The sequence below is a fragment of the Arthrobacter sp. SLBN-112 genome (genome assembly GCF_006715225.1).
Classification (GTDB): domain Bacteria; phylum Actinomycetota; class Actinomycetes; order Actinomycetales; family Micrococcaceae; genus Arthrobacter.
The window spans coordinates 984857-1002830 of the sequence record NZ_VFMU01000001.1 but is presented as its reverse complement, the minus strand read 5'-3'; the positions used below and the strand labels follow the sequence as shown (position 1 = coordinate 1002830).

Annotated in this window: 18 protein-coding genes; 16 read left to right on the top strand and 2 right to left on the bottom strand. The window is 67.9% G+C overall.

Annotation, left to right across the window (positions count from 1 at the left end; all coding sequences use genetic code 11):
- The first annotated feature begins 246 nt into the window (after positions 1–246).
- The 16 genes from FBY33_RS04670 to FBY33_RS04595 all read left to right on the top strand — a co-directional run bounded on the left by FBY33_RS04670 (position 247) and on the right by FBY33_RS04595 (position 15788).
- A complete protein-coding gene (locus tag FBY33_RS04670; protein ID WP_142032550.1) occupies positions 247–1035 on the top strand; it encodes an IclR family transcriptional regulator in 789 nt (262 codons plus the stop codon).
- 149 nt (positions 1036–1184) lie between these two features.
- Positions 1185–2066, top strand: coding sequence for a shikimate dehydrogenase (locus tag FBY33_RS04665; protein WP_142029513.1), 882 nt, complete (start codon positions 1185–1187; stop codon positions 2064–2066).
- Entirely contained in the window at positions 2066–3934 is a 1869-nt protein-coding gene (locus FBY33_RS04660) for a bifunctional sugar phosphate isomerase/epimerase/4-hydroxyphenylpyruvate dioxygenase family protein (protein WP_142029512.1), read from the top strand. The genes FBY33_RS04665 and FBY33_RS04660 overlap by 1 nt, the downstream gene beginning before the upstream one ends.
- 68 nt (positions 3935–4002) lie before the next feature.
- Positions 4003–4875, top strand: coding sequence for a protocatechuate 3,4-dioxygenase subunit beta (pcaH, locus tag FBY33_RS04655; protein ID WP_142029511.1), 873 nt, complete (start codon positions 4003–4005; stop codon positions 4873–4875).
- Positions 4876–4878: 3 nt separating this feature from the next.
- Complete coding sequence (gene pcaG, locus FBY33_RS04650; RefSeq protein WP_142029510.1) at positions 4879–5436, top strand: protocatechuate 3,4-dioxygenase subunit alpha; 558 nt, start codon at positions 4879–4881, stop codon at positions 5434–5436.
- Positions 5433–6908, top strand: coding sequence for a lyase family protein (locus tag FBY33_RS04645; RefSeq protein ID WP_142029509.1), 1476 nt, complete (start codon positions 5433–5435; stop codon positions 6906–6908). Before pcaG ends, FBY33_RS04645 begins: the two co-directional genes overlap by 4 nt.
- The gene (locus tag FBY33_RS04640) at positions 6901–7719 is read left to right on the top strand and encodes an alpha/beta fold hydrolase (protein WP_142029508.1); all 819 of its coding nucleotides are present in this window, start codon (positions 6901–6903) and stop codon (positions 7717–7719) included. Before FBY33_RS04645 ends, FBY33_RS04640 begins: the two co-directional genes overlap by 8 nt.
- Positions 7716–8165 carry a 4-carboxymuconolactone decarboxylase gene (gene pcaC, locus FBY33_RS04635; protein WP_200831320.1) on the top strand — a complete coding sequence of 150 codons (450 nt, stop codon included), beginning with the start codon at positions 7716–7718 and terminating at the stop codon, positions 8163–8165. The genes FBY33_RS04640 and pcaC overlap by 4 nt, the downstream gene beginning before the upstream one ends.
- A gap of 83 nt (positions 8166–8248) precedes the next feature.
- Positions 8249–9466, top strand: a complete 1218-nt coding sequence (locus FBY33_RS04630; RefSeq protein ID WP_142029506.1) for a thiolase family protein — start codon at positions 8249–8251, stop codon at positions 9464–9466.
- A complete protein-coding gene (locus FBY33_RS04625; RefSeq protein WP_142029505.1) occupies positions 9466–10167 on the top strand; it encodes a 3-oxoacid CoA-transferase subunit A in 702 nt (233 codons plus the stop codon). Before FBY33_RS04630 ends, FBY33_RS04625 begins: the two co-directional genes overlap by 1 nt.
- 1 nt (position 10168) lies before the next feature.
- On the top strand, positions 10169–10837 hold the full coding sequence (locus FBY33_RS04620; protein WP_142029504.1) for a 3-oxoacid CoA-transferase subunit B: 669 nt from the start codon (positions 10169–10171) through the stop codon (positions 10835–10837).
- Between the two features lie 23 nt (positions 10838–10860).
- Positions 10861–11673 carry an IclR family transcriptional regulator domain-containing protein gene (locus FBY33_RS04615; protein ID WP_142029503.1) on the top strand — a complete coding sequence of 271 codons (813 nt, stop codon included), beginning with the start codon at positions 10861–10863 and terminating at the stop codon, positions 11671–11673.
- A gap of 223 nt (positions 11674–11896) precedes the next feature.
- Complete coding sequence (locus tag FBY33_RS04610; protein WP_142029502.1) at positions 11897–13105, top strand: Re/Si-specific NAD(P)(+) transhydrogenase subunit alpha; 1209 nt, start codon at positions 11897–11899, stop codon at positions 13103–13105.
- Positions 13105–13425: an NAD(P) transhydrogenase subunit alpha gene (locus tag FBY33_RS04605; protein ID WP_142029501.1), complete on the top strand. Its 321-nt coding sequence runs from the start codon at positions 13105–13107 to the stop codon at positions 13423–13425. Before FBY33_RS04610 ends, FBY33_RS04605 begins: the two co-directional genes overlap by 1 nt.
- Positions 13422–14795: an NAD(P)(+) transhydrogenase (Re/Si-specific) subunit beta gene (locus FBY33_RS04600; protein WP_142029500.1), complete on the top strand. Its 1374-nt coding sequence runs from the start codon at positions 13422–13424 to the stop codon at positions 14793–14795. The genes FBY33_RS04605 and FBY33_RS04600 overlap by 4 nt, the downstream gene beginning before the upstream one ends.
- Before the next feature lie 72 nt (positions 14796–14867).
- Positions 14868–15788 (top strand): diacylglycerol/lipid kinase family protein, encoded by a 921-nt coding sequence (locus FBY33_RS04595; RefSeq protein WP_142029499.1) that lies wholly within the window; start codon positions 14868–14870, stop codon positions 15786–15788.
- 6 nt (positions 15789–15794) lie between these two features.
- Here FBY33_RS04595 and FBY33_RS04590 read toward each other — a convergent pair whose 3' ends face one another.
- Both FBY33_RS04590 and FBY33_RS04585 read right to left on the bottom strand, forming a co-directional pair.
- On the bottom strand, positions 15795–16520 hold the full coding sequence (locus FBY33_RS04590; protein WP_142029498.1) for a maleate cis-trans isomerase family protein: 726 nt from the start codon (positions 16518–16520) through the stop codon (positions 15795–15797).
- 8 nt (positions 16521–16528) lie between these two features.
- Complete coding sequence (locus tag FBY33_RS04585) at positions 16529–17956, bottom strand: amidohydrolase family protein (RefSeq protein ID WP_142029497.1); 1428 nt, start codon at positions 17954–17956, stop codon at positions 16529–16531.
- Positions 17957–17974: the final 18 nt, after the last annotated feature.

The window sequence follows — 17974 nt, the reverse complement described above, 5'->3', positions numbered from 1 at the left end:
GTGCGGGCGGGGCGCGATGCGGCTGGAGTCCGGAAAAGACCCAAGCATTTGTAGCCACATGGTGGGAGCTACTTGTGCGATATAGAAACTATGACTGTGAGGGCAGTCACCTGTCAAGAAAATACTCACCATCTAGAAATAGCTCTCACATTGTGGGAACATCGGGTTATGAGTGTGAACCAAACCACAGCGGTCAATGAAGAATCCGCTGCTGCCGTCCCCGCCGTCGCAGAGCCCGTGAACGCCATGCCCCCGGAAGCCAAGGTCGGCGGCCGTCCTGCGGACCGTACGGACATGGTGGGCAAAGCCCTGGGGCTGCTGGTCCTGCTGGGGGACGAGCCCCGCGGTGCCAGCGCCGCGGAGATTTCCCGCCGGGCGGAACTGCCGTTCAGCACCACCTATCGCCTGCTTGGATCCCTGACCCGTGACGGCTTTGTGGACTATGAGCCGGACGGCCGCCGCTACCATCTGGGCCTGCGCATCTTCCAGCTGGGCCAGCGTGTGTCCAACCATCATGGTTTCGCTGGTACTGCCACGCCGGTCCTGCGCCGGGTCACCGCCGAGACCGGCGAGGCAACCATCCTCAGCGTCCGCGACGGCCACCATCACCTGACGGTCAGCAAGGTGGACGGTCCCCAGATGTTCCGGGTGACCAGCGACCCCGGCCATCTGGGCTCCCTGTCCACCACCGCCGTCGGGAAAGCCCTGGTGGCCTTCGCCGAGGACGCGGAGCGGGAAAGGCTCCTGGCAGAGTTGCCGCTCGAAGCGCTCACCGAAAAGTCCATCACGGACCGGGATGCATTCCGCGCCGAAATCGAGCAGGTGCGCCGGCAGGGCTACGCCGTCATGGATGAGGAAAACGAGGCGGGCATGCGCGCCGTGGCCGTCCCGCTCCTCAACAGCCAGGGCCATGCCTTCGCATCCCTCGCAACTGCCGTGCCGGTGTTCCGCCTGGGCCTCGAGGAGTTGAAGGCCCACGTTCCGCTACTGCAGGAAGCTGCCGCGGAGCTCGCCGCAAGGCTGCCGCAGCGCTAGCAGCCAAAGAATCGCCCGTTTTTGCGCCTCGTTGTTCGTATGTAGAACAAGAGTGCGAGGAGTGAACAATTGATGTACCGTAATCCCTGTCACCCGCAGCGCGCCCAACTTCCGCGCCTGCCCGGTGCCGTACCAAAGGAGCTGCACGCATGAGCAATCGAATTGAGTCCTACCTGGTGGGACTGGTTGGTGATGGCGTCACGCCATCGCTCACGCCGCCCATGCACGAACGGGAAGGGGACGTGCAGGGCCTGCGTTACCTGTACCGCCCCATTGACCTGCTGGAGCTGGGCCTGACCGGAGAGTCGGTGGGTGCCATCCTGCACAGCGCCCGGACCCTTGGCTTCAACGGCCTGAACATCACCCACCCCTGCAAGCAGCTGGTCCTGCAGCACCTGGACGAGGTGAGCCCGGATGCCCGCCGGCTGGGGGCCGTGAACACCGTGGTGATCCGCGACGGCCGTTTTATCGGCCACAACACTGATTTCTCCGGCTTCGCCGCCGCTTTGGCGTCCGGCCTCCCCGGAGCCCGGCTGGACCGTGTGGTGCAGCTGGGCGCCGGCGGTGCCGGATCCGCCGTCGCCTACGCCCTGCTGACGGCCGGCGTCCGCACGCTGCACCTGGTGGATGTGGACCCGATGCGGGCCGAGGCCCGGGCTGCCGAGCTGGCGGGCTTTTTCCCGGACGGCACCGTGACGGCAGGCACGACGGCGGAGCTGCCGCAGCTGATGCGCGTGGCCGACGGCCTGGTGCACTGCACCCCCGTGGGCATGGCCGCCCACCCCGGTGTCCCGCTGGACCTGGACCTGCTGGAGCCCCGGCACTGGGTGGCGGACATCGTCTACCGCCCCATCGACACCGAACTGGTCCGCGGCGCGCGGGCCAAGGGCTGCGACGTCCTGGACGGCGGGCGGATGGCGGTGGGCCAGGCCGCGGACGCGTTCCGGATCTTCACCGGCCTGGATGCTGATCCGGACCGCATGCGCAGCCACTTCCTGGAGCTTGTGGCCGCCGAGGAGGTGAACGCCTGATGCGCACCGGAATCGCCACCGTCTGCCTGTCCGGCACCCTCAAGGAGAAAATGCAGGCATGCGCCATCGCCGGGTTCGATGGCATCGAAATCTTCGAACAGGACCTCGTCACCTCGCCGCTCAGTCCCGAGGACGTGCGGAAGATGGCCGCGGACCTGGGACTTGGCCTTGACCTTTACCAGCCGTTCCGGGATTTCGACGGCGTGACGCCGGACCTGCTCAAGGCCAACCTCCGCAGGGCTGAGGCCAAGTTCAAGCTCATGGCCCGGCTGGGCATGGACACCATCCTGGTGTGCTCCAACGTCGCCACAGCCACCATCGACGACGACGGCCTCCGCGCCGAACAGCTGGCACAGCTGGCCAACCTGGCCGGAGACCACGGCGTCAAGGTTGCCTATGAAGCGCTGGCCTGGGGAAAGTACGTCAACGACTACGAGCACGCCTACCGGCTGGTGGAGATGGTGGACCACCCCAACCTCGGGACCTGCCTGGATTCCTTCCACATCCTGTCCCGTGACTGGGAAACCGCCCACGTCGAGGCGTTCAACCCGGACAAAATCTTCTTCGTCCAGGTAGCGGACGCCCCCAAGCTCTCCATGGACGTGCTGTCCTGGAGCCGGCACTACCGGGTCTTCCCGGGCGAAGGGCAGTTTGAACTGGCCAAGTTCATGGGCCACGTGGTCCGTGCGGGCTACACCGGACCTGTTTCGCTGGAGGTCTTTAACGACGTCTTCCGCCAGTCCGACGTGGAGCGCACGGCCGTGGACGCCATGCGTTCGCTCATCTGGCTTGAAGAGCAGAGCGCCAAATGGCTCGCGGACGCCGAAGGGGCGCCGAACGACGGAGCCGGCCTCCGCCGTCGTTATCCCATGGAACTTGCCACGCTGCCCAAGGTGAACGAGCCTGCCGGCTTCAACTTCGCCGAGGTGAAGGCGGACGACACCGCGCAGCTGGAGCGGCTCCTTGGCCAGCTCGGCTTCGCGTTCGAAGGCCGGCACCGCACCAAGGACGTCCAGCTCTGGACCATGGGCCAGGCCCGCGTGATCATCAACGAACAGGCCGCGCAGCACGCCGAACCAGCCATCGCCGCGCTGGGGTTCGACGTCGATTCCCCCGTGATTGCCTCCGCCCGGGCCCAGCAGCTCAAGGCCCCCGTGGTGGCCCGCAAGGTGCAGGCGGACGAGGAAGTGTTCCAGGGCATCTCCGCCCCGGACTCCACCGAGATCTTCCTCTGCCAGGGCAGCCCTGACGGCACCGCGGCATGGACCCATGAGTTCGGGGAAGGGCTGGAACACCCTTCCGCCGGAGCCAGCGCCGTGATCGACCACGTCAACCTTGCCCAGCCATGGCAGCACTTCGATGAAGCAGTCCTCTTCTACACCAGCGCGCTGGCCCTGGAGCCGCAGCCGTTCGCGGAGGTGCCCAGCCCCAGCGGGCTGGTGCGCTCGCAGGTCATGCAGACCTCTAACGGCGACGTACGTCTGGTGCTGAACCTGGCACCGGTGCAGCAGGCGCAGAACGATGCCCGGAAGACTTACCAGGAACACATCGCCTTCGCGGTGGACGACCTCGTGGCCACGGCGCGGGCAGCACGGGACCGGGGCCTGGAATTCCTGCAGATCCCGGCCAACTACTACGAGGACCTGGACGCCCGGTTCGACCTCGAGCCCGGTTTCCTGGCCACCCTGCAGGAGCTCAACCTCCTGTTCGACCGGGACGCCGACGGCGAGTTCCTGCACTTCTACACCGCCACCGTGGGCAGCGTGTTCTTCGAAATGGTGGAACGCCGCGGCAACTACGACGGCTACGGGGCCCCCAATGCCCCGGTCCGCCACGCAGTCCAGTACGACTCCCTGCACCGCACCTGAACCATCAAGCAAAATCTTCCATCCAAGCCAGACCTTTAAGAGAACAACCCACCAGAAAGGAGCCAGCAATGCCGGAAGACATCACCGCGGAGCTGGAGTCGGAGGAACTCGTGCCCCCGGCTGAACCGAAGGCTGCCCACCAGCCCCTGGACAAGGCCATCGAGTCACAGGCGGACCTCAGCGCCGAGATCAACGCCATCGGCGAGGCCTACCAGCGGGCGCTCAAGGACGGTGGCCAGCCCGAGACCCAGCCGCGCCTGGACTACGCGCCGTACCGCAGCAGCATCCTGCGCCACCCCACCAAGAGCCTGCAGCACGCAGACCCCGAAACCATCGAGCTGTACTCGCCGGCGTTCGGGCACCAGGACGTGCACGCCCTGGAATCGGATCTCACCATCCAGCACAACGGCGAGCCGCTGGGTGAGCGGATCATCGTGTCCGGCAAGGTCCTGGACGGCGACGGCCGCCCGGTGGCGGGCCAGCTCGTGGAGATCTGGCAGGCGAACGCGTCCGGCCGCTACATCCATAAGCGCGACCAGCACCCGGCCCCCATCGACCCCAACTTCACGGGCATCGGCCGTTGCATCACCGAACCGGACGGCTCCTACCGGTTCACCACCATCAAGCCCGGCGCCTACCCGTGGAAGAACCACCTGAACGCGTGGCGCCCCGCTCACATCCACTTCTCGCTCTTCGGCACCGAGTTCACCCAGCGGATCATCACCCAGATGTACTTCCCGGGCGACCAGCTTTTCCCGCTGGACCCCATCTACCAGACCATCGTGGACCAGGACGCCCGCGACCGGCTGGTGGCCACGTACGACCACAGCCTCACCGAGCCCGAGTGGGCGCTGGGGTACAACTGGGACATCGTCCTGACCGGTCCCAAGCGGACCTGGACCGAAAACGAGGCGCTGGGCGCAGAAGGTGACGAGGAGTAGACGATGAGCACCGAACTGGTACCCACCCCCGGCCAGACCGTGGGCCCCTTCTACGGCTACGCGCTTCCGTTCGAAAAGGACAACGAGCTGCTGCCTCCCGGCTTCCCGGGCTCCATCCGCCTGCAGGGCACCGTCTACGACGGCGCCGGCCACACCATCCCGGACGCCATCCTGGAAATCTGGCAGCCGGACGCCCAGGGCAAGGTTGTCCAGCGCACGGGCTCCCTGGTCCGCGACGGTTACACCTTCACTGGGTGGGGCCGCGGCGCCGTGGGCAACTCCGGCGTGTTCACCTTCACCACCGTCAACCCGGGCCCCACCAACCCGGGGGCGGCGCCGTTCATCTCCGTGGCGCTCTTCGCCCGCGGCCTCACCAACCGCCTGTTCACCCGCATTTACATGCCCGAGGACACCGAGGCGCTGGCCAATGACCCGCTGCTCAGCTCGCTGGATCCGGAACGCCGCCAGACGCTGATCGCCCGCCGCGACCCTGATGGCGGCCTCACCTGGGACATCCGCCTGCAGGGTGAGGGCGAGACGGTCTTCCTGGACTTCCAGTGACCAACGCCGCCCCTGGAAACCTGCGCGCATTTGCGGAAGAGGCCGACGCCGGCCTGCTCAGCCCCGTATCAGCGTCACCGTTGGTGGCGGCGCTGACAGGGGACCGGGCAGTGCTGGCGGCAATCCTCGCTGTCGAATCCGCCTGGGCAGCCGTGCTGCAACGGGCCAGCCTGGCACCTGCCGGGTCCGCCGCCGTCGTGGTTTCCGCTGCCGAAGCGCGCCGCTACGACCTGGCCGATATTGCGCTCCGTGCCCAGGGCGGCGGCAACCCGGTGATTCCGCTGCTGGCGGACCTCCGGAAGAACGTGGCAGCGCTGGATACCGCCGGGGTTGGCGCCGGGAAAGCCGTGCACACCTCCCTGACCAGCCAGGACGTGCTGGATAGCGCCCTGATGCTGGTGGCACGCAACACCGTGCACGCCGTGGTGGCAGATCTGAAAGCCACCACCACCGCGCTGGCCGCCCTGGCCGGCCAACATGAAGGCACACTGTGCGTGGGCAGGAGCCTGACCCAGCATTCGCTTCCCTATACCTTCGGGTTGCGGGCTGCGCAGTGGTTCCAGGGCGTGGCCGCCGCCGGCCGGCAGCTGGAAGGCCTGGAGTTCCCGGTCCAGTTCGGCGGGGCCGCCGGAACGCTCGCGGCCGGAACCGTACTGACGGCAGGCTCCTCCGCTACCCCCTTCACCCTTGCCGATGCCCTGGCAGCCCAGTTGGGCCTGGCCCCTGCAGCGGCTCCCTGGCACACCAACCGCCTGCCCGTGACGTCCCTTGGGCACGCGCTGGCGTCGGTCCTGGACGCGTTCGGCAAGATCGCCGCGGACGTCCTGTTCCTGAGCCGCCCGGAGGTGGCCGAGCTGGCCGAGCCGCGCGCTGCCGGGCGCGGGGTGTCCTCCGCCATGCCGCAGAAGCAAAACCCCGTCCTGTCTGTCCTGGTCCGCAGTGCGGCACTGCAGGCCCCGGGCCTGGCTGCCCAGCTGCACCTGGCCGCCGCCACCTTCAACGACGAACGCCCGGACGGCGCCTGGCACATCGAGTGGCCTGCCCTCCGGCAACTCCTGGCCTTGGCCCTCGGCGCCGCCGGACATATCCGCGAACTGGCCGAAGGGCTGCAGGTTTTCCCCGACGCCATGCGCCGCAACCTGGATCTCGCCGGCCCGCTGCTGCTGGCTGAGGGCATCAACGCAGCGGTCGCACCGCTGCTGGACGGGAAGGACGGCCGCAGCGGCAAGCAGCAGCTGCAGGACGTGGTGGACCGGACCCTGCAGGCGCCCGCGACGGAGCAAGCCGCCACCTACCGCAGCCTGCTCCGCGACGCCGTCCCCGCCGTCGTCGTCCCGGACCAGCGGTTGGAAGAACTCCTGGACCCCGGCAGCTACCTTGGCCAGGCGGCCGAAATCTCCCGCCGCATCCTGGCGGCCTACCCCGACCTTGTATCCCCGACCCCCGATGCGAACGGAGCTCCCCGTGGCTAAACCGGCCCTCAAAGCAGCGCTGCTGTCACCCCAGCGACCCCTGGGCGATCACCCCCTGCTGGTGGCGGGCCCGTCCCTGGGCACCTCCTCCATCCTGTGGAACCGCGTGGCCACCCTGCTCGGCGCTGACATCGACCTGGTGGCCTGGGACCTCCCCGGCCACGGTGTCTCGCCCGCGGCCACCGAAACGTTCGACGTCGCGGCCCTCGCGGACGCCGTGGTGGACCTGGTCGATTCGATCGCCCCCGGTGAGGCATTCCACTACGCCGGTGTCTCCTTGGGCGGCACCGTAGGCCTGCAGCTTGGCATCAAGCACGGGGAGCGGCTGAAGAGCCTGTCCGTGCAGAACAGCGGGGCCAAAATCGGCACCCCGGAGGGCTGGCTGGAGCGCGCCGAAACGGTCCGCACCCAGGGCACTCCCGTGATGATCCAGGGCTCCGCGCAGCGCTGGTTCGCGCCGGGCTTCATGGACCGGGAACCCGAGTTCAGCAGCCGCCTCCTGCACGCCCTGCGCGATGCCGACCGCTACAGCTACGCTTTCTGCTGCGAAGCCCTGGCCGCCTTTGACGTCCGCAGTGAACTCGGCAGCATCAAGGTGCCCACGCAGGTCATCGCCGGGGCGCTGGACGGCGTGGCCACACCGGAAATGGCGGAAGAAGTCGCGGCAGGAATCACCGCAGGGGGCGGCACCGCCACCGCCGTCACGCTTGCGGGCGTGGCGCATCTGGCACCCGCCGAGGCGCCGGCACACGTGGCAGACCTGATGCGCAGCCTGATGTCCTGGGCCGAATCACAGGGAGCAGCCAAGTGAGCGGCAATGAGCGGCACGGGGTGGTCCAGCCCGGCGCCACCAGCCAGGAAATTTACGACGGCGGCATGGTGGTCCGGCGCGAAGTCCTGGGTGACGCCCACGTGGACCGGGCCAACACCAACAAGGACGGCTTCACCGAGGACTTCCAGGACATGATCACCCGCATCGCGTGGGGCGGCATCTGGACCCGGCCCGGGCTTCCGCGCCAGATGCGCTCCGCCGTGACCATCACCGCCATGGTGGCCCACGGACACTGGGAAGAGCTGGCCATGCACATCCGCGCCGCCCTCCGGAACGGCCTCAGCAGGGACGAGATCAAGGAAATCCTGCTGCAGACCGCCATCTACTGCGGCGTCCCGTCCGCCAACACCGCCTTCAAGACAGCACAGCAGGTGTTCCGCGAGATCGACAGCACCCACGCCGACGAACCCCACCCAACTAGGTAGCAGCAGATGTCGCTATGGGCCCCCAAAACGACATCAACTGCTACCTAGTTGGGCACACCAGACAGAAATGTAGAGGAACAGTGATGAACCAGGCTTTTGTGTACGACGCCGTACGCACACCCTTCGGCAAGTTCGGCTCCGGTTTGGCGGGAGTTCGTCCGGATGACCTTGCCGCGCATGTGATCAAGGAGTCCGTGAAGCGCGCCCCCGGCCTTGATCCTGAGCGGATTGACGAGGTGGTGTTCGGCAACGCCAACGGCGCGGGCGAGGAAAACCGCAACATCGCCCGCATGGGCACGCTCCTGGCGGGCCTTCCGGTGTCCATCCCCGGCACCACGGTCAACCGGCTGTGCGGATCGTCCCTGGACGCCGCCATCATCGCGTCCCGCCAGATCAACGCCGGTGACGCCGACCTGATGCTGGTGGGCGGGGCCGAGTCCATGTCCCGCGCGCCCTGGGTGCTGCCCAAGACCGAGAAGCCCTATCCGGCCGGTGACATGACCCTGGCCTCCACCACCCTGGGCTGGCGCCTCGTGAACAAGGCCATGCCCAAGGAGTGGACCATCTCGCTCGGCGAGGCCACCGAGCGGCTCCGCGAGAAGTACGGCGTCACACGGCAGGCCCAGGACGAGTTCGCGGCGAACTCCCACAACCTGTCCGCTGCGGCATGGGACGAGGGGTTCTACGACAACCTTGTGACGCCGGTGCCAGGCACGGACCTGGTCCGGGACGAGGGCATTCGGCCAGGCTCCACCGCCGAGAAGCTCGCCGCCCTGAAGACCGTGTTCCGTAACGAGCCCGAGGGCGCCGAGGTCGGCGGCACGGTCACTGCCGGGAATGCTTCGCCGTTGTCCGACGGCGCCTCCGCGGCATGGGTGGGCAGCGAGGCTGCCGCCGGGCTGCTGGGGCTGGACCCGCTGGCCCGGATTGCCGGGCGCGGGGCGCATGCGAATGATCCGCAGTACTTCGGCTACGCCCCCGTGGAGGCGGCAAACAAGGCGCTCGCGAAGGCGGGCATCGGCTGGGACCAGGTGGGCGCCGTCGAACTTAACGAAGCCTTTGCCGCCCAGTCCCTCGCCTGCATCAACGCCTGGGGCATCGACCCCTCGATTGTGAACCGGCACGGCGGGGCCATCGCCATGGGCCACCCGCTGGGTGCTTCCGGAACCCGGATCCTGGGCACCCTGGCCCGGTCCCTGCAGGTCTCCGGCGAACGTTGGGGCGTCGCGGCGATCTGCATCGGCGTGGGCCAGGGCCTGGCCGTCGTGCTCGAAAACGTCACCGCTGGAAAGGACCAGTAATGCTGAACTTCGTAGATTCCGTCCAGGAGGCCGTGGCCGGTATCAAGGACGGCTCCACCGTGATGATTGGCGGGTTCGGCAACGCCGGGCAGCCGTTCGAACTGATCGACGCCCTGCTCGAATGCGGCGCCACGGACCTGACCGTGGTGAACAACAACGCCGGCCAGGGTGACCAGGGTCTGGCCCTCCTTATCAAGGAAGGCCGGGTGAAGAAGATGATCTGCTCCTTCCCCCGGCAGTCCGATTCCTGGCACTTCGACGCCAAGTACAAGGCCGGGCAGATCGAGCTGGAGCTGGTGCCGCAGGGCAATCTCGCCGAGCGGATCCGGGCTGCCGGGGCTGGAATCGGCGGGTTCTTCACCCCCACCGGGTACGGCACCATGCTGGCCGAGGGTAAGGAAACCCGGTTCCTGGACGGCAAATGGCAGGTGTTCGAAACCCCCATCCACGCCGACGTCGCCCTGATCAAGGCCCTCAAGGCCGACGGCAAGGGCAACCTGGTGTACCGCAAGACCGCCCGGAACTTCGGCCCCATCATGGCGGCGGCGGCAAAGCAGACCATCGTCCAGGTCTCGGAGATCGTCCCCACGGGCGCGCTGGACCCGGAGAACGTCGTCACCCCGGGGATCTACGTCAACAGCATCGTCAAGGTTGCCGGCAGCGGCGCAGGCACCTCCACCACCACCGAAAAGGCAGCGTGAGATGAGCACCGCAACAACGCTCCAGACCTCCACCACACCGCTGGGCCGGGACGACCTCGCCCGGCTGGTGGCCAGGGACATCGCACCGGGCTCCTTCGTGAACCTTGGAATCGGGCAGCCCACCCTGGTCTCCAATTACCTCACTGACGAACAGAACATCACCCTCCACACGGAGAACGGGATGCTTGGCATGGGCCCTGCTGCTGAAGGGGACCAGATCGACGGCGACCTCATCAACGCGGGCAAGATCCCCGTGACCGAGCTCCCCGGGGCGTCCTACTTCCACCACGCCGATTCATTCGCGATCATGCGCGGCGGGCACCTGGACATCTGTGTCCTGGGCGCCTTCCAGGTATCCGCCACCGGTGACCTGGCGAACTGGCACACCGGGGCACCCGGGGCGATTCCCGCCGTCGGCGGTGCCATGGACCTGGCTACCGGGGCCAAGGACGTCTTCGTCATGATGACCCTCCTGACCCGCGAAGGCGCCTCCAAGATCGTCGAGTCCTGCACCTACCCCATCACCGGCGTCGGCTGCGTGACCCGCGTCTACACCGACAAAGCCGTGTTCCTCACCGGCCCCGAGGGCGTCACCGTCCGTGAAACCTTCGGCTGCACCCTCGAGGAGCTCCAGGAACTGGTGCCCGTTCCCCTCAAAGCCGGCGCCTGAGGACGGCCCTAGGATTGGTAACCATGACCGACGCCGCAGGTACCGATAACCAGCCCGCCCCCCAGGCCAGCGACCAGTATGTCCAGTCGCTGGCCCGGGGCCTGGCCGTAATCCGTGCCTTCGACGCCGAGCGTCCGGTCATGACGCTCACCGAGGTGGCAGGCCGCACCGGTCTGACCCGGGCCACCGCACGCCGGTTCCTGCACACCCTGGTGGAGCTGGGCTATGTGCGCACCGACGGCAAGACGTTCGCGCTGACGGCCAAGGTCCTCCAGCTGGGGTACGCGTACCTTTCGGGGCTGTCCCTGCCGCAGCTGGCGCAGCCGCACCTGGAGGAGCTCTCGCTCAAACTGGGGGAGTCCACCTCCGCCGCCGTGCTGGACGGCACGGACATCGCCTACATCGCCCGCGTGACCACGCGCCGGATCATGACCATCGGCATCACGGTGGGCACCCGCTTCCCGGCCTACGCGACGTCGATGGGCCGTGTGCTGCTTGCACACCTGCCGCCGGCAGAGCTCAAGGCCTACCTTGCTGCTGCCGACATCAAACCGCTGACACCGCGTGCCCTCGGCTCTGTCCAGGACCTGCTGGCTGTCCTGGAAACCGTCCGCGCCCAAGGATGGTGCCTGCTGGACCAGGAACTGGAGCTGGGCCTGATGTCCGTAGCCGCTCCTGTGTACGACGGGTCCAAAGTGGTGGCCGCGGTGAACGTGTCCCTGCAGGCCCAGTCCGTGGAGGCCAAACCGGACCGGGACGCCTACCTGGCATCAGTTGCGCAGGAGATCGTGGCCACCGCGAAGCTCATCTCGGCAGACCTCACGGCCCGGGGGTAGCAGGCACCCCGCACTGCGCAGCCGCCTCCAGTCCCGCTGCGCAGGGACAGTCCCCGCGCAGCGAACCGGACCGTCGCTGCGCAGATCGGCACGCGGCGCGAGATAACTGTTTGCCATCCAAGCGGGCCGCCCCACTCCCGTCCCGGCAGCAGTGGCCCTAGACTCTAGCCAACTGCGTGCAGCAGAGCCGCTGCACTGTTTGTCGGGAAGAGGGAGCTGCCAGGTGAAACTGGGCATACCGCGGGAACGCCGGGAGGGTGAGCGGCGCGTTTCCGCCACTCCGGACACCGTCCGGCAACTGGCAGGTTTGGGGCTGGAGGTCCTGGTGGAAACCGGGGCAGGGGACGCCGCGGGGCATGCTGATCAGGAATACGAAAAGGCCGGCGCCACCATCGTCCCGGAGCTGGACATTGCTGCCCTCCACATCCTCGCCCACGTCCGCCCCCTTGACCCGCACACTGCCGCGTCCCTGAAAAGGGGCACCGTCACCGTGGGGCTCGCGTCGCCGTCGTCCGAACTGCCGGCCGTGCAGGCGCTCGCGGACAACGGGGTGACCTCCTTTGCCATGGAACTGGTGCCCCGCATTTCCCGCGCCCAGTCCATGGACGCCCTGACTTCCCAGGCGCTGGTGGCCGGGTACCGCTGCGTGCTGGAGGCGGCCATCCGGCTGCCCCGCTTCTTTCCGCTGTACATGACCGCCGCCGGCACCGTCCCGCCCGCCCGGGTCCTGGTGCTCGGCGCCGGTGTGGCTGGACTTCAGGCCATCGGCACCGCCAAGCGCCTGGGTGCCCGGGTTTTCGCCAACGATATCCGCCCCGCCTCCGCGGACGAGGTCGCCTCCATGGGAGGCACCTTCATCCGCCTGGACCTCGAGACGGCGGAGGCGGCCGGCGGCTACGCCCGGCAGCTGAGCTCCGACGCCGGCACCCGGCAGCGGCAGTTGCTGGCGCCGCACGTGGCGCAATCGGACGTATTGATTACGACGGCGGCAGTCCCCGGGCGGCCGGCGCCCCTTTTGGTGACGCGCGAGATGGTGCAGGGCATGCGGCCGGGATCCGTCGTGATCGACCTCGCCGCGGAATCCGGCGGCAACGTGGAAGGGTCGGTGCCGGGCCAGGACATCCCGATCCCCACCGCCGACGGAACCGGGCACATCACCCTGGTAGGCCTCAAGGACCCGGCTTCGGCCATGGCCTCGGACGCCTCCCGCCTCTACGCCAAGAACGTGGCCAACCTGCTGGCCCTGCTGGTCCGCGCGGACGACGCCGCCGGCATCCTGAACCTGGATTTCGACGACGAAGTGGTGGCCGGCGCCTGCCTCACCCACGATGGCGTGGTGCGGCACCAGCCCACGGCGGAGCTGCTGGTGGCCCGGGCCCGTACAGCCGCAGAGCCTGCCGCGGCTGCGGCCCGGCAGGAAGGAGCGCTCTGATGGACGGAACAGCCCTGCTGACCATCACGGTACTGGCGGTGTTCGTCGGCTTCGAAGTGGTGTCCAAGGTCTCCAGCACCCTGCACACTCCGCTGATGTCCGGCGCCAATGCCATCCACGGCATCATCCTGGTCGGTGCCATCATCGTGGCGGGCCAGGCGGCAGACCCGTGGGTCCTGGCGGTGGCGCTGCTCGCCGTCGTCCTTGCCACTGCCAACCTGGTGGGCGGGTTCGTGGTGACGGACCGGATGCTGCATATGTTCCACGCCAAGAAGGACGCTGCCCGGACCATCACGGAACCCAAGGCGGGCGGCAAATGAGCCTCCTTGACCCCGTCTGGACCTCCCTGCTCTACCTCGCCGCGGCGGTCTGCTTCATCCTGGCCCTGCGCGGCCTCAGCTCCCCGCGGACGGCCCGGCGGGGAAACCTGGTGGGCGCACTCGGAGCGCTGATCGCCGTCGTCACGGTGTTCCTGTCCGCCCGGCTGGACAACATCCCCTGGATCCTGGCGGCAATCGCCGTGGGCAGCGCGGTGGCGGCGCCCGTGGCCCGGCGTGTGAAGATGACGCAGATGCCGCAGCTGGTGGCACTGTTCAACGGCGTGGGCGGCGGCGCGGCCGCCCTCGTGGCACTTCTGGAACTGGCCCATTCGGAGAATCCCTGGGTGCGGGTGGCCATCGTCTTCACGCTCCTGGTGGGTGCCGTGTCCTTCGCGGGTTCAGGCGTCACGTTCGCCAAGCTGCAGGAACTGATGACCACCCGTCCCGTGATGTTCCCCGGGCTCCCCGTGGTGATGGCCGTGGTGCTACTCGCCGCGGTGGCCGCCGGCGTGGCTGTGGTCCTCACTGGGTCGCTGGCCCTCGCGGTCCTGCTGCTGGCCCTGGGCCTTGCCGCCGGCGTCCTGCTGGTGCTGCCCGTGGGCGGCGCGGACGTGCCCATCGTTATCTCGCTGCTGAACGCCTTCACCGGCCTGGCCGTCGCGGCGTCCGGCCTGGTGCTGGGCAACGTGCTGCTGGTGGTGGCAGGCACCTTGGTGGGAGCCTCGGGCACCATCCTCACCCGTGCCATGGCTGCGGCCATGGGCCGGAAGGTGGCGGGCATCCTGTTCGGGGCGTTCCGGGGAGGTTCGACGGCGGGGTCCACCGCAGTGAGCGAGCGTCCGGTCCGTTCGTCCTCGCCGGAGGACGTGGCGGTTCTCCTGGGCTACGCGCAGCGGGTGATCATCGTCCCCGGCTACGGGCTGGCGGTGGCGCAGGGCCAGCACACTGCCGCCGAACTGGCCCTGGCCTTGGAAGCCCGCGGCATCGAAGTGGACTTCGCGATCCATCCGGTGGCCGGCCGCATGCCGGGCCACATGAACGTGCTCCTGGCCGAGGCCAACGTCCCATACGAGTCGCTGAAGGAGATGGGCGAGATCAACCCGGAGTTCAAGACGACGGACGTGGCCCTGGTGGTGGGCGCCAACGATGTGGTGAACCCGGCAGCCAAGACCTCGTCCGGCTCACCGATCTACGGGATGCCCATCCTGGAGGTGGCGGAGGCGCGGCAGGTGGTGTTCCTCAAGCGGTCCATGCGCCCCGGGTTTGCCGGCATCGAGAACGACCTGCTGTACCAGCCACAGACGTCACTGCTGTTCGGCGACGCCAAGGACTCCCTGGCCCAGGTGCTGGGTGCCGTGAAGGCACTGTAGGCATGGAAAGGCACCAGACGCGGGTTACCCTTCTTTCAGAAGCTTGCTTTCCATCCGCCATCAGAGGACGCCATGACTGAGAACCATTCCCCTTCACCCAAACGTGCCGCCGTCGTCATCAACCCCGCAAAGACGGTGGACATCGACGTGCGGGAGCTCATGGCCAAGCACTGCCAGGAAAATGGCTGGGGCGAAACCCTCTGGTTCGAGACCACGGAGGAGGATCCCGGCGTCGGGCAGGCGAAGGAAGCCCTGGCGCAGGGGGCGGACCTTATCATCGCCGCCGGCGGCGACGGCACAGTGCGCTGCGTCGCCGAAGTCCTGGCCGGGAGCGACATCCCGATGGGCCTGCTGCCGCTGGGAACGGGAAACCTGCTGGCCCGCAACCTGGGCATCGACGTGACCGACTATGACGGCGCCCTGTCCGGAGCCCTCGTGGGCACCGAACGGAAGATCGACGTGGTCCGGGCCCGCCGCAGCGATCCTGACGAGGAACAGCTGTTCCTGGTCATGGCCGGCGTGGGCTACGACGCCACGATCATGGCTGACACCAACCAGGAACTGAAGCACAAGGTGGGCTGGCTCGCCTATGTGGACGCGGGCATCCGCAACCTGCAAGGCAAACCCATCAAGGCCACCGTGGTCATCGATGGCAAGGACGTGGTACACCGCGGTGTCCGCAGCGTCATGGTGGGCAACTGCGGTAAGGTCCAGGGCGGCCTGGAGATCTTCCCGGACGCCAAGGTGGACGACGGCCTGCTGGACGTCGCGGTCCTGGCGCCGCACCACGGCAAGCTGGGCTGGTTCTCCGTACTGGCCGGCATCATCGGCAAGGGCCGAGGCAAGGACACCGCCGTGGAGTACTTCCAGGGCAAGACCGTTGAGATCACGCTGGAGCACAAGGACGACTACCAGCTGGACGGGGACCACGAGGGCCAGGGCAAGCACGTGCTCATGACCATGGAGCCCGGTGCCCTGACCCTGCGGATGTAGGCTTCCTTACGCCAGCAGCCGGCCCCAACGAGGTTCCAGCAGCGGCGCGCCCGCCAGTTTCAGGGCGTGCCAGAGCGTGACGGCCACCGAGTCCAGCACGGGGACCCCGGTGGCTTCCTCGATCTCTGCAGTGATGTTGGCTCCGTAAAGGTTGGTGCACAGGTATACCAGGGCATCGGGGGCCATGGCGGCGAGCTCCAGAGAGCCCGGACGCATTTCGTCGTGGGTGACCCGGGCGAAGGACTCGTTGTCGCTGAGGCCCAGCGCCCGGTGGTCCACGGTCTTGATGCCTTCGCGCTCGTAGGACGCGATGACCCGGTGGTTCACGTCCTCCGTGTACGGGGTGAACAAGCCGATCCGCTCCGTGCCGAAGCTCCGGAAGGCCTCGAGGTAGGCAAGGGTGGAGGTGGTGGCGGGGATGCCGGTGGCCGCCGTGATTCCGCCGGCCAGTTCCTGGTCGTGGGCTGACCCCAGCCATGAGCCGGACGTGCCGTTCCAGGCAATCACGTCCACATCCGCCGTCGCCAGCAGCCCTGCTGCCTCCTGCATGACTGCGGGGTCGAACTGGCGGTCGGAGGAATCGTCCAGGGCGATGCGGGTGACCGGGATCCGGGTGAAGTGCACGGTGACGTCGGTGCGGCTGCCCAGGATGCGGTAGGTCTGGGGCTCCAGGCAGGTGTTGGAGGACGGCACAATCATGCCGATCCTGCGTGGGCGTGTGGTTGCGGGCATGGTGGCTCCTAGAGGGCGGCAGTGAGCTGGGAGGCTTCGGGGGCGCCGGACCGGTGCTCGCGGAAGCCGTTGCGGTCGATGAAGCGGCCCACCGACCCGGGGTCATGGAAGCCGTCCGCGTCCAGGACCACCCGACCGTTGGAAACAACGACGGCGGGCCAGCCCCTGAGTGCCTTCCCGTCGAAGGGTGAGAAGTCCGTTCCCATGTGCAGGGCTGAGCCGTCCACCGTGCGTTCCTCGGCGGGGTCGAAAACCACCAGGTCGGCGTCGAACCCCTCAGCGATGCGGCCCTTGGCAGGTACGGCGTTGATGCGTGCAGGCGCGGCGGCGAAGGCCTCCACGAACTGCTCCACGGTTGCCCCGGCGGATGTCATGGCGGTGAACGTGACCGGCATCCGCGTCTCTACGCCGGGCAGGCCGTGCGGCATGGCGCGCACGTCATCGGTGCGCTCGCGCTTCTGGGACAGGTCGTAGCAGGAGTGGTCGGAGGACATGGTGTGGATGGCTCCGGACACCAGCCGCTCCTTGAGGGCGGCCACCGTTTCCGCGCTGCGCATGGGCGGGCAGCAGGCGAACCACTCGGGGAATCTCGAGCCGTAGACAGAGTCGTCCAGCGTCACGTAATGCGGGCAGGTCTCGGAGTACGCCTCCAGCCCGCGGTCGCGTGCCTGGCTCACCAGGTCAACCGCCCCGGGCGTGGACTGGTGGACGAAGTAGACCGGGGCGCCGGTGTATTCGGCCATGGCCAGGGTTTCCTTGACCGAGATCTCCTCGGCCAGCTCCGGCCGGGTCCGGTGCAGGTGTTCGATGCCGATCCGGCCATCCTGGGCGTGCTGCCCCGTGCAGTCGGCAATGATCGGATCGTGCTCGGCATGGATGTATGTCAGCCCGTCCAGCCGCACCATTTCCCGCATGACCTTCAGGATGGTGTCGCCGTCGGCCATGGTGCTGCCCCGGTTGGTGGTGTACATCTTCACCGATCTGATGCCTTCCGCTGCCAGCTGCTCAAGCTGCCACGGGACTGTTTCGTCCCAGCTGACCACGGAACCGTGGAGGGCAACATCGCAGCGGGATTGCGTGGCGAGTTCCTTTTTGTGCAGGGCGGCGGCGAGCGGGGTTTCCTGGGCGTCGCGGGGAATGCCGAAATCGATGATGGTGGTGGTCCCGCCCCACAGCGCTGCGGTGGAGGTGGTCCGGTAGTCGTCCAGGGTGCGGAAGCGCCCGGTCACCTGGGCCACGTGGCAGTGTCCGTCCACGCCGCCGGGGATCACGAGTTTGCCCGTGGCGTCGATGGTGTTGTCCGCCGCGGGGACGGGCTGGGCGGCGTCGACGAGCCGGGCGATCCGGCCGTCCTGCACCACGATGTGCGCTTCCTGGCGGCCGTGGCTGTTCACCACGGTGGCGTTGGCAATGACAAGTTGAGGCTGGCGGGACATCGGTGTCCTCCTGAAGTT

What these genes read in the sequence shown, in the direction of transcription:
- FBY33_RS04605 (WP_142029501.1), top strand. Translation starts at nt 13,105, where the DNA reads ATGGACGGAACAGCCCTGCTGACCATCACGGTACTGGCGGTGTTCGTC.
- pcaG (WP_142029510.1), top strand. Translation starts at nt 4,879, where the DNA reads ATGAGCACCGAACTGGTACCCACCCCCGGCCAGACCGTGGGCCCCTTC.
- FBY33_RS04665 (WP_142029513.1), top strand. Translation starts at nt 1,185, where the DNA reads ATGAGCAATCGAATTGAGTCCTACCTGGTGGGACTGGTTGGTGATGGC.
- FBY33_RS04620 (WP_142029504.1), top strand. Translation starts at nt 10,169, where the DNA reads ATGAGCACCGCAACAACGCTCCAGACCTCCACCACACCGCTGGGCCGG.
- FBY33_RS04625 (WP_142029505.1), top strand. Translation starts at nt 9,466, where the DNA reads ATGCTGAACTTCGTAGATTCCGTCCAGGAGGCCGTGGCCGGTATCAAG.
- FBY33_RS04615 (WP_142029503.1), top strand. Translation starts at nt 10,861, where the DNA reads ATGACCGACGCCGCAGGTACCGATAACCAGCCCGCCCCCCAGGCCAGC.
- FBY33_RS04660 (WP_142029512.1), top strand. Translation starts at nt 2,066, where the DNA reads ATGCGCACCGGAATCGCCACCGTCTGCCTGTCCGGCACCCTCAAGGAG.
- pcaH (WP_142029511.1), top strand. Translation starts at nt 4,003, where the DNA reads ATGCCGGAAGACATCACCGCGGAGCTGGAGTCGGAGGAACTCGTGCCC.
- FBY33_RS04595 (WP_142029499.1), top strand. Translation starts at nt 14,868, where the DNA reads ATGACTGAGAACCATTCCCCTTCACCCAAACGTGCCGCCGTCGTCATC.
- FBY33_RS04670 (WP_142032550.1), top strand. Translation starts at nt 247, where the DNA reads ATGCCCCCGGAAGCCAAGGTCGGCGGCCGTCCTGCGGACCGTACGGAC.
- FBY33_RS04585 (WP_142029497.1), bottom strand. Translation starts at nt 17,956, where the DNA reads ATGTCCCGCCAGCCTCAACTTGTCATTGCCAACGCCACCGTGGTGAAC.
- FBY33_RS04630 (WP_142029506.1), top strand. Translation starts at nt 8,249, where the DNA reads ATGAACCAGGCTTTTGTGTACGACGCCGTACGCACACCCTTCGGCAAG.
- FBY33_RS04600 (WP_142029500.1), top strand. Translation starts at nt 13,422, where the DNA reads ATGAGCCTCCTTGACCCCGTCTGGACCTCCCTGCTCTACCTCGCCGCG.
- FBY33_RS04590 (WP_142029498.1), bottom strand. Translation starts at nt 16,520, where the DNA reads ATGCCCGCAACCACACGCCCACGCAGGATCGGCATGATTGTGCCGTCC.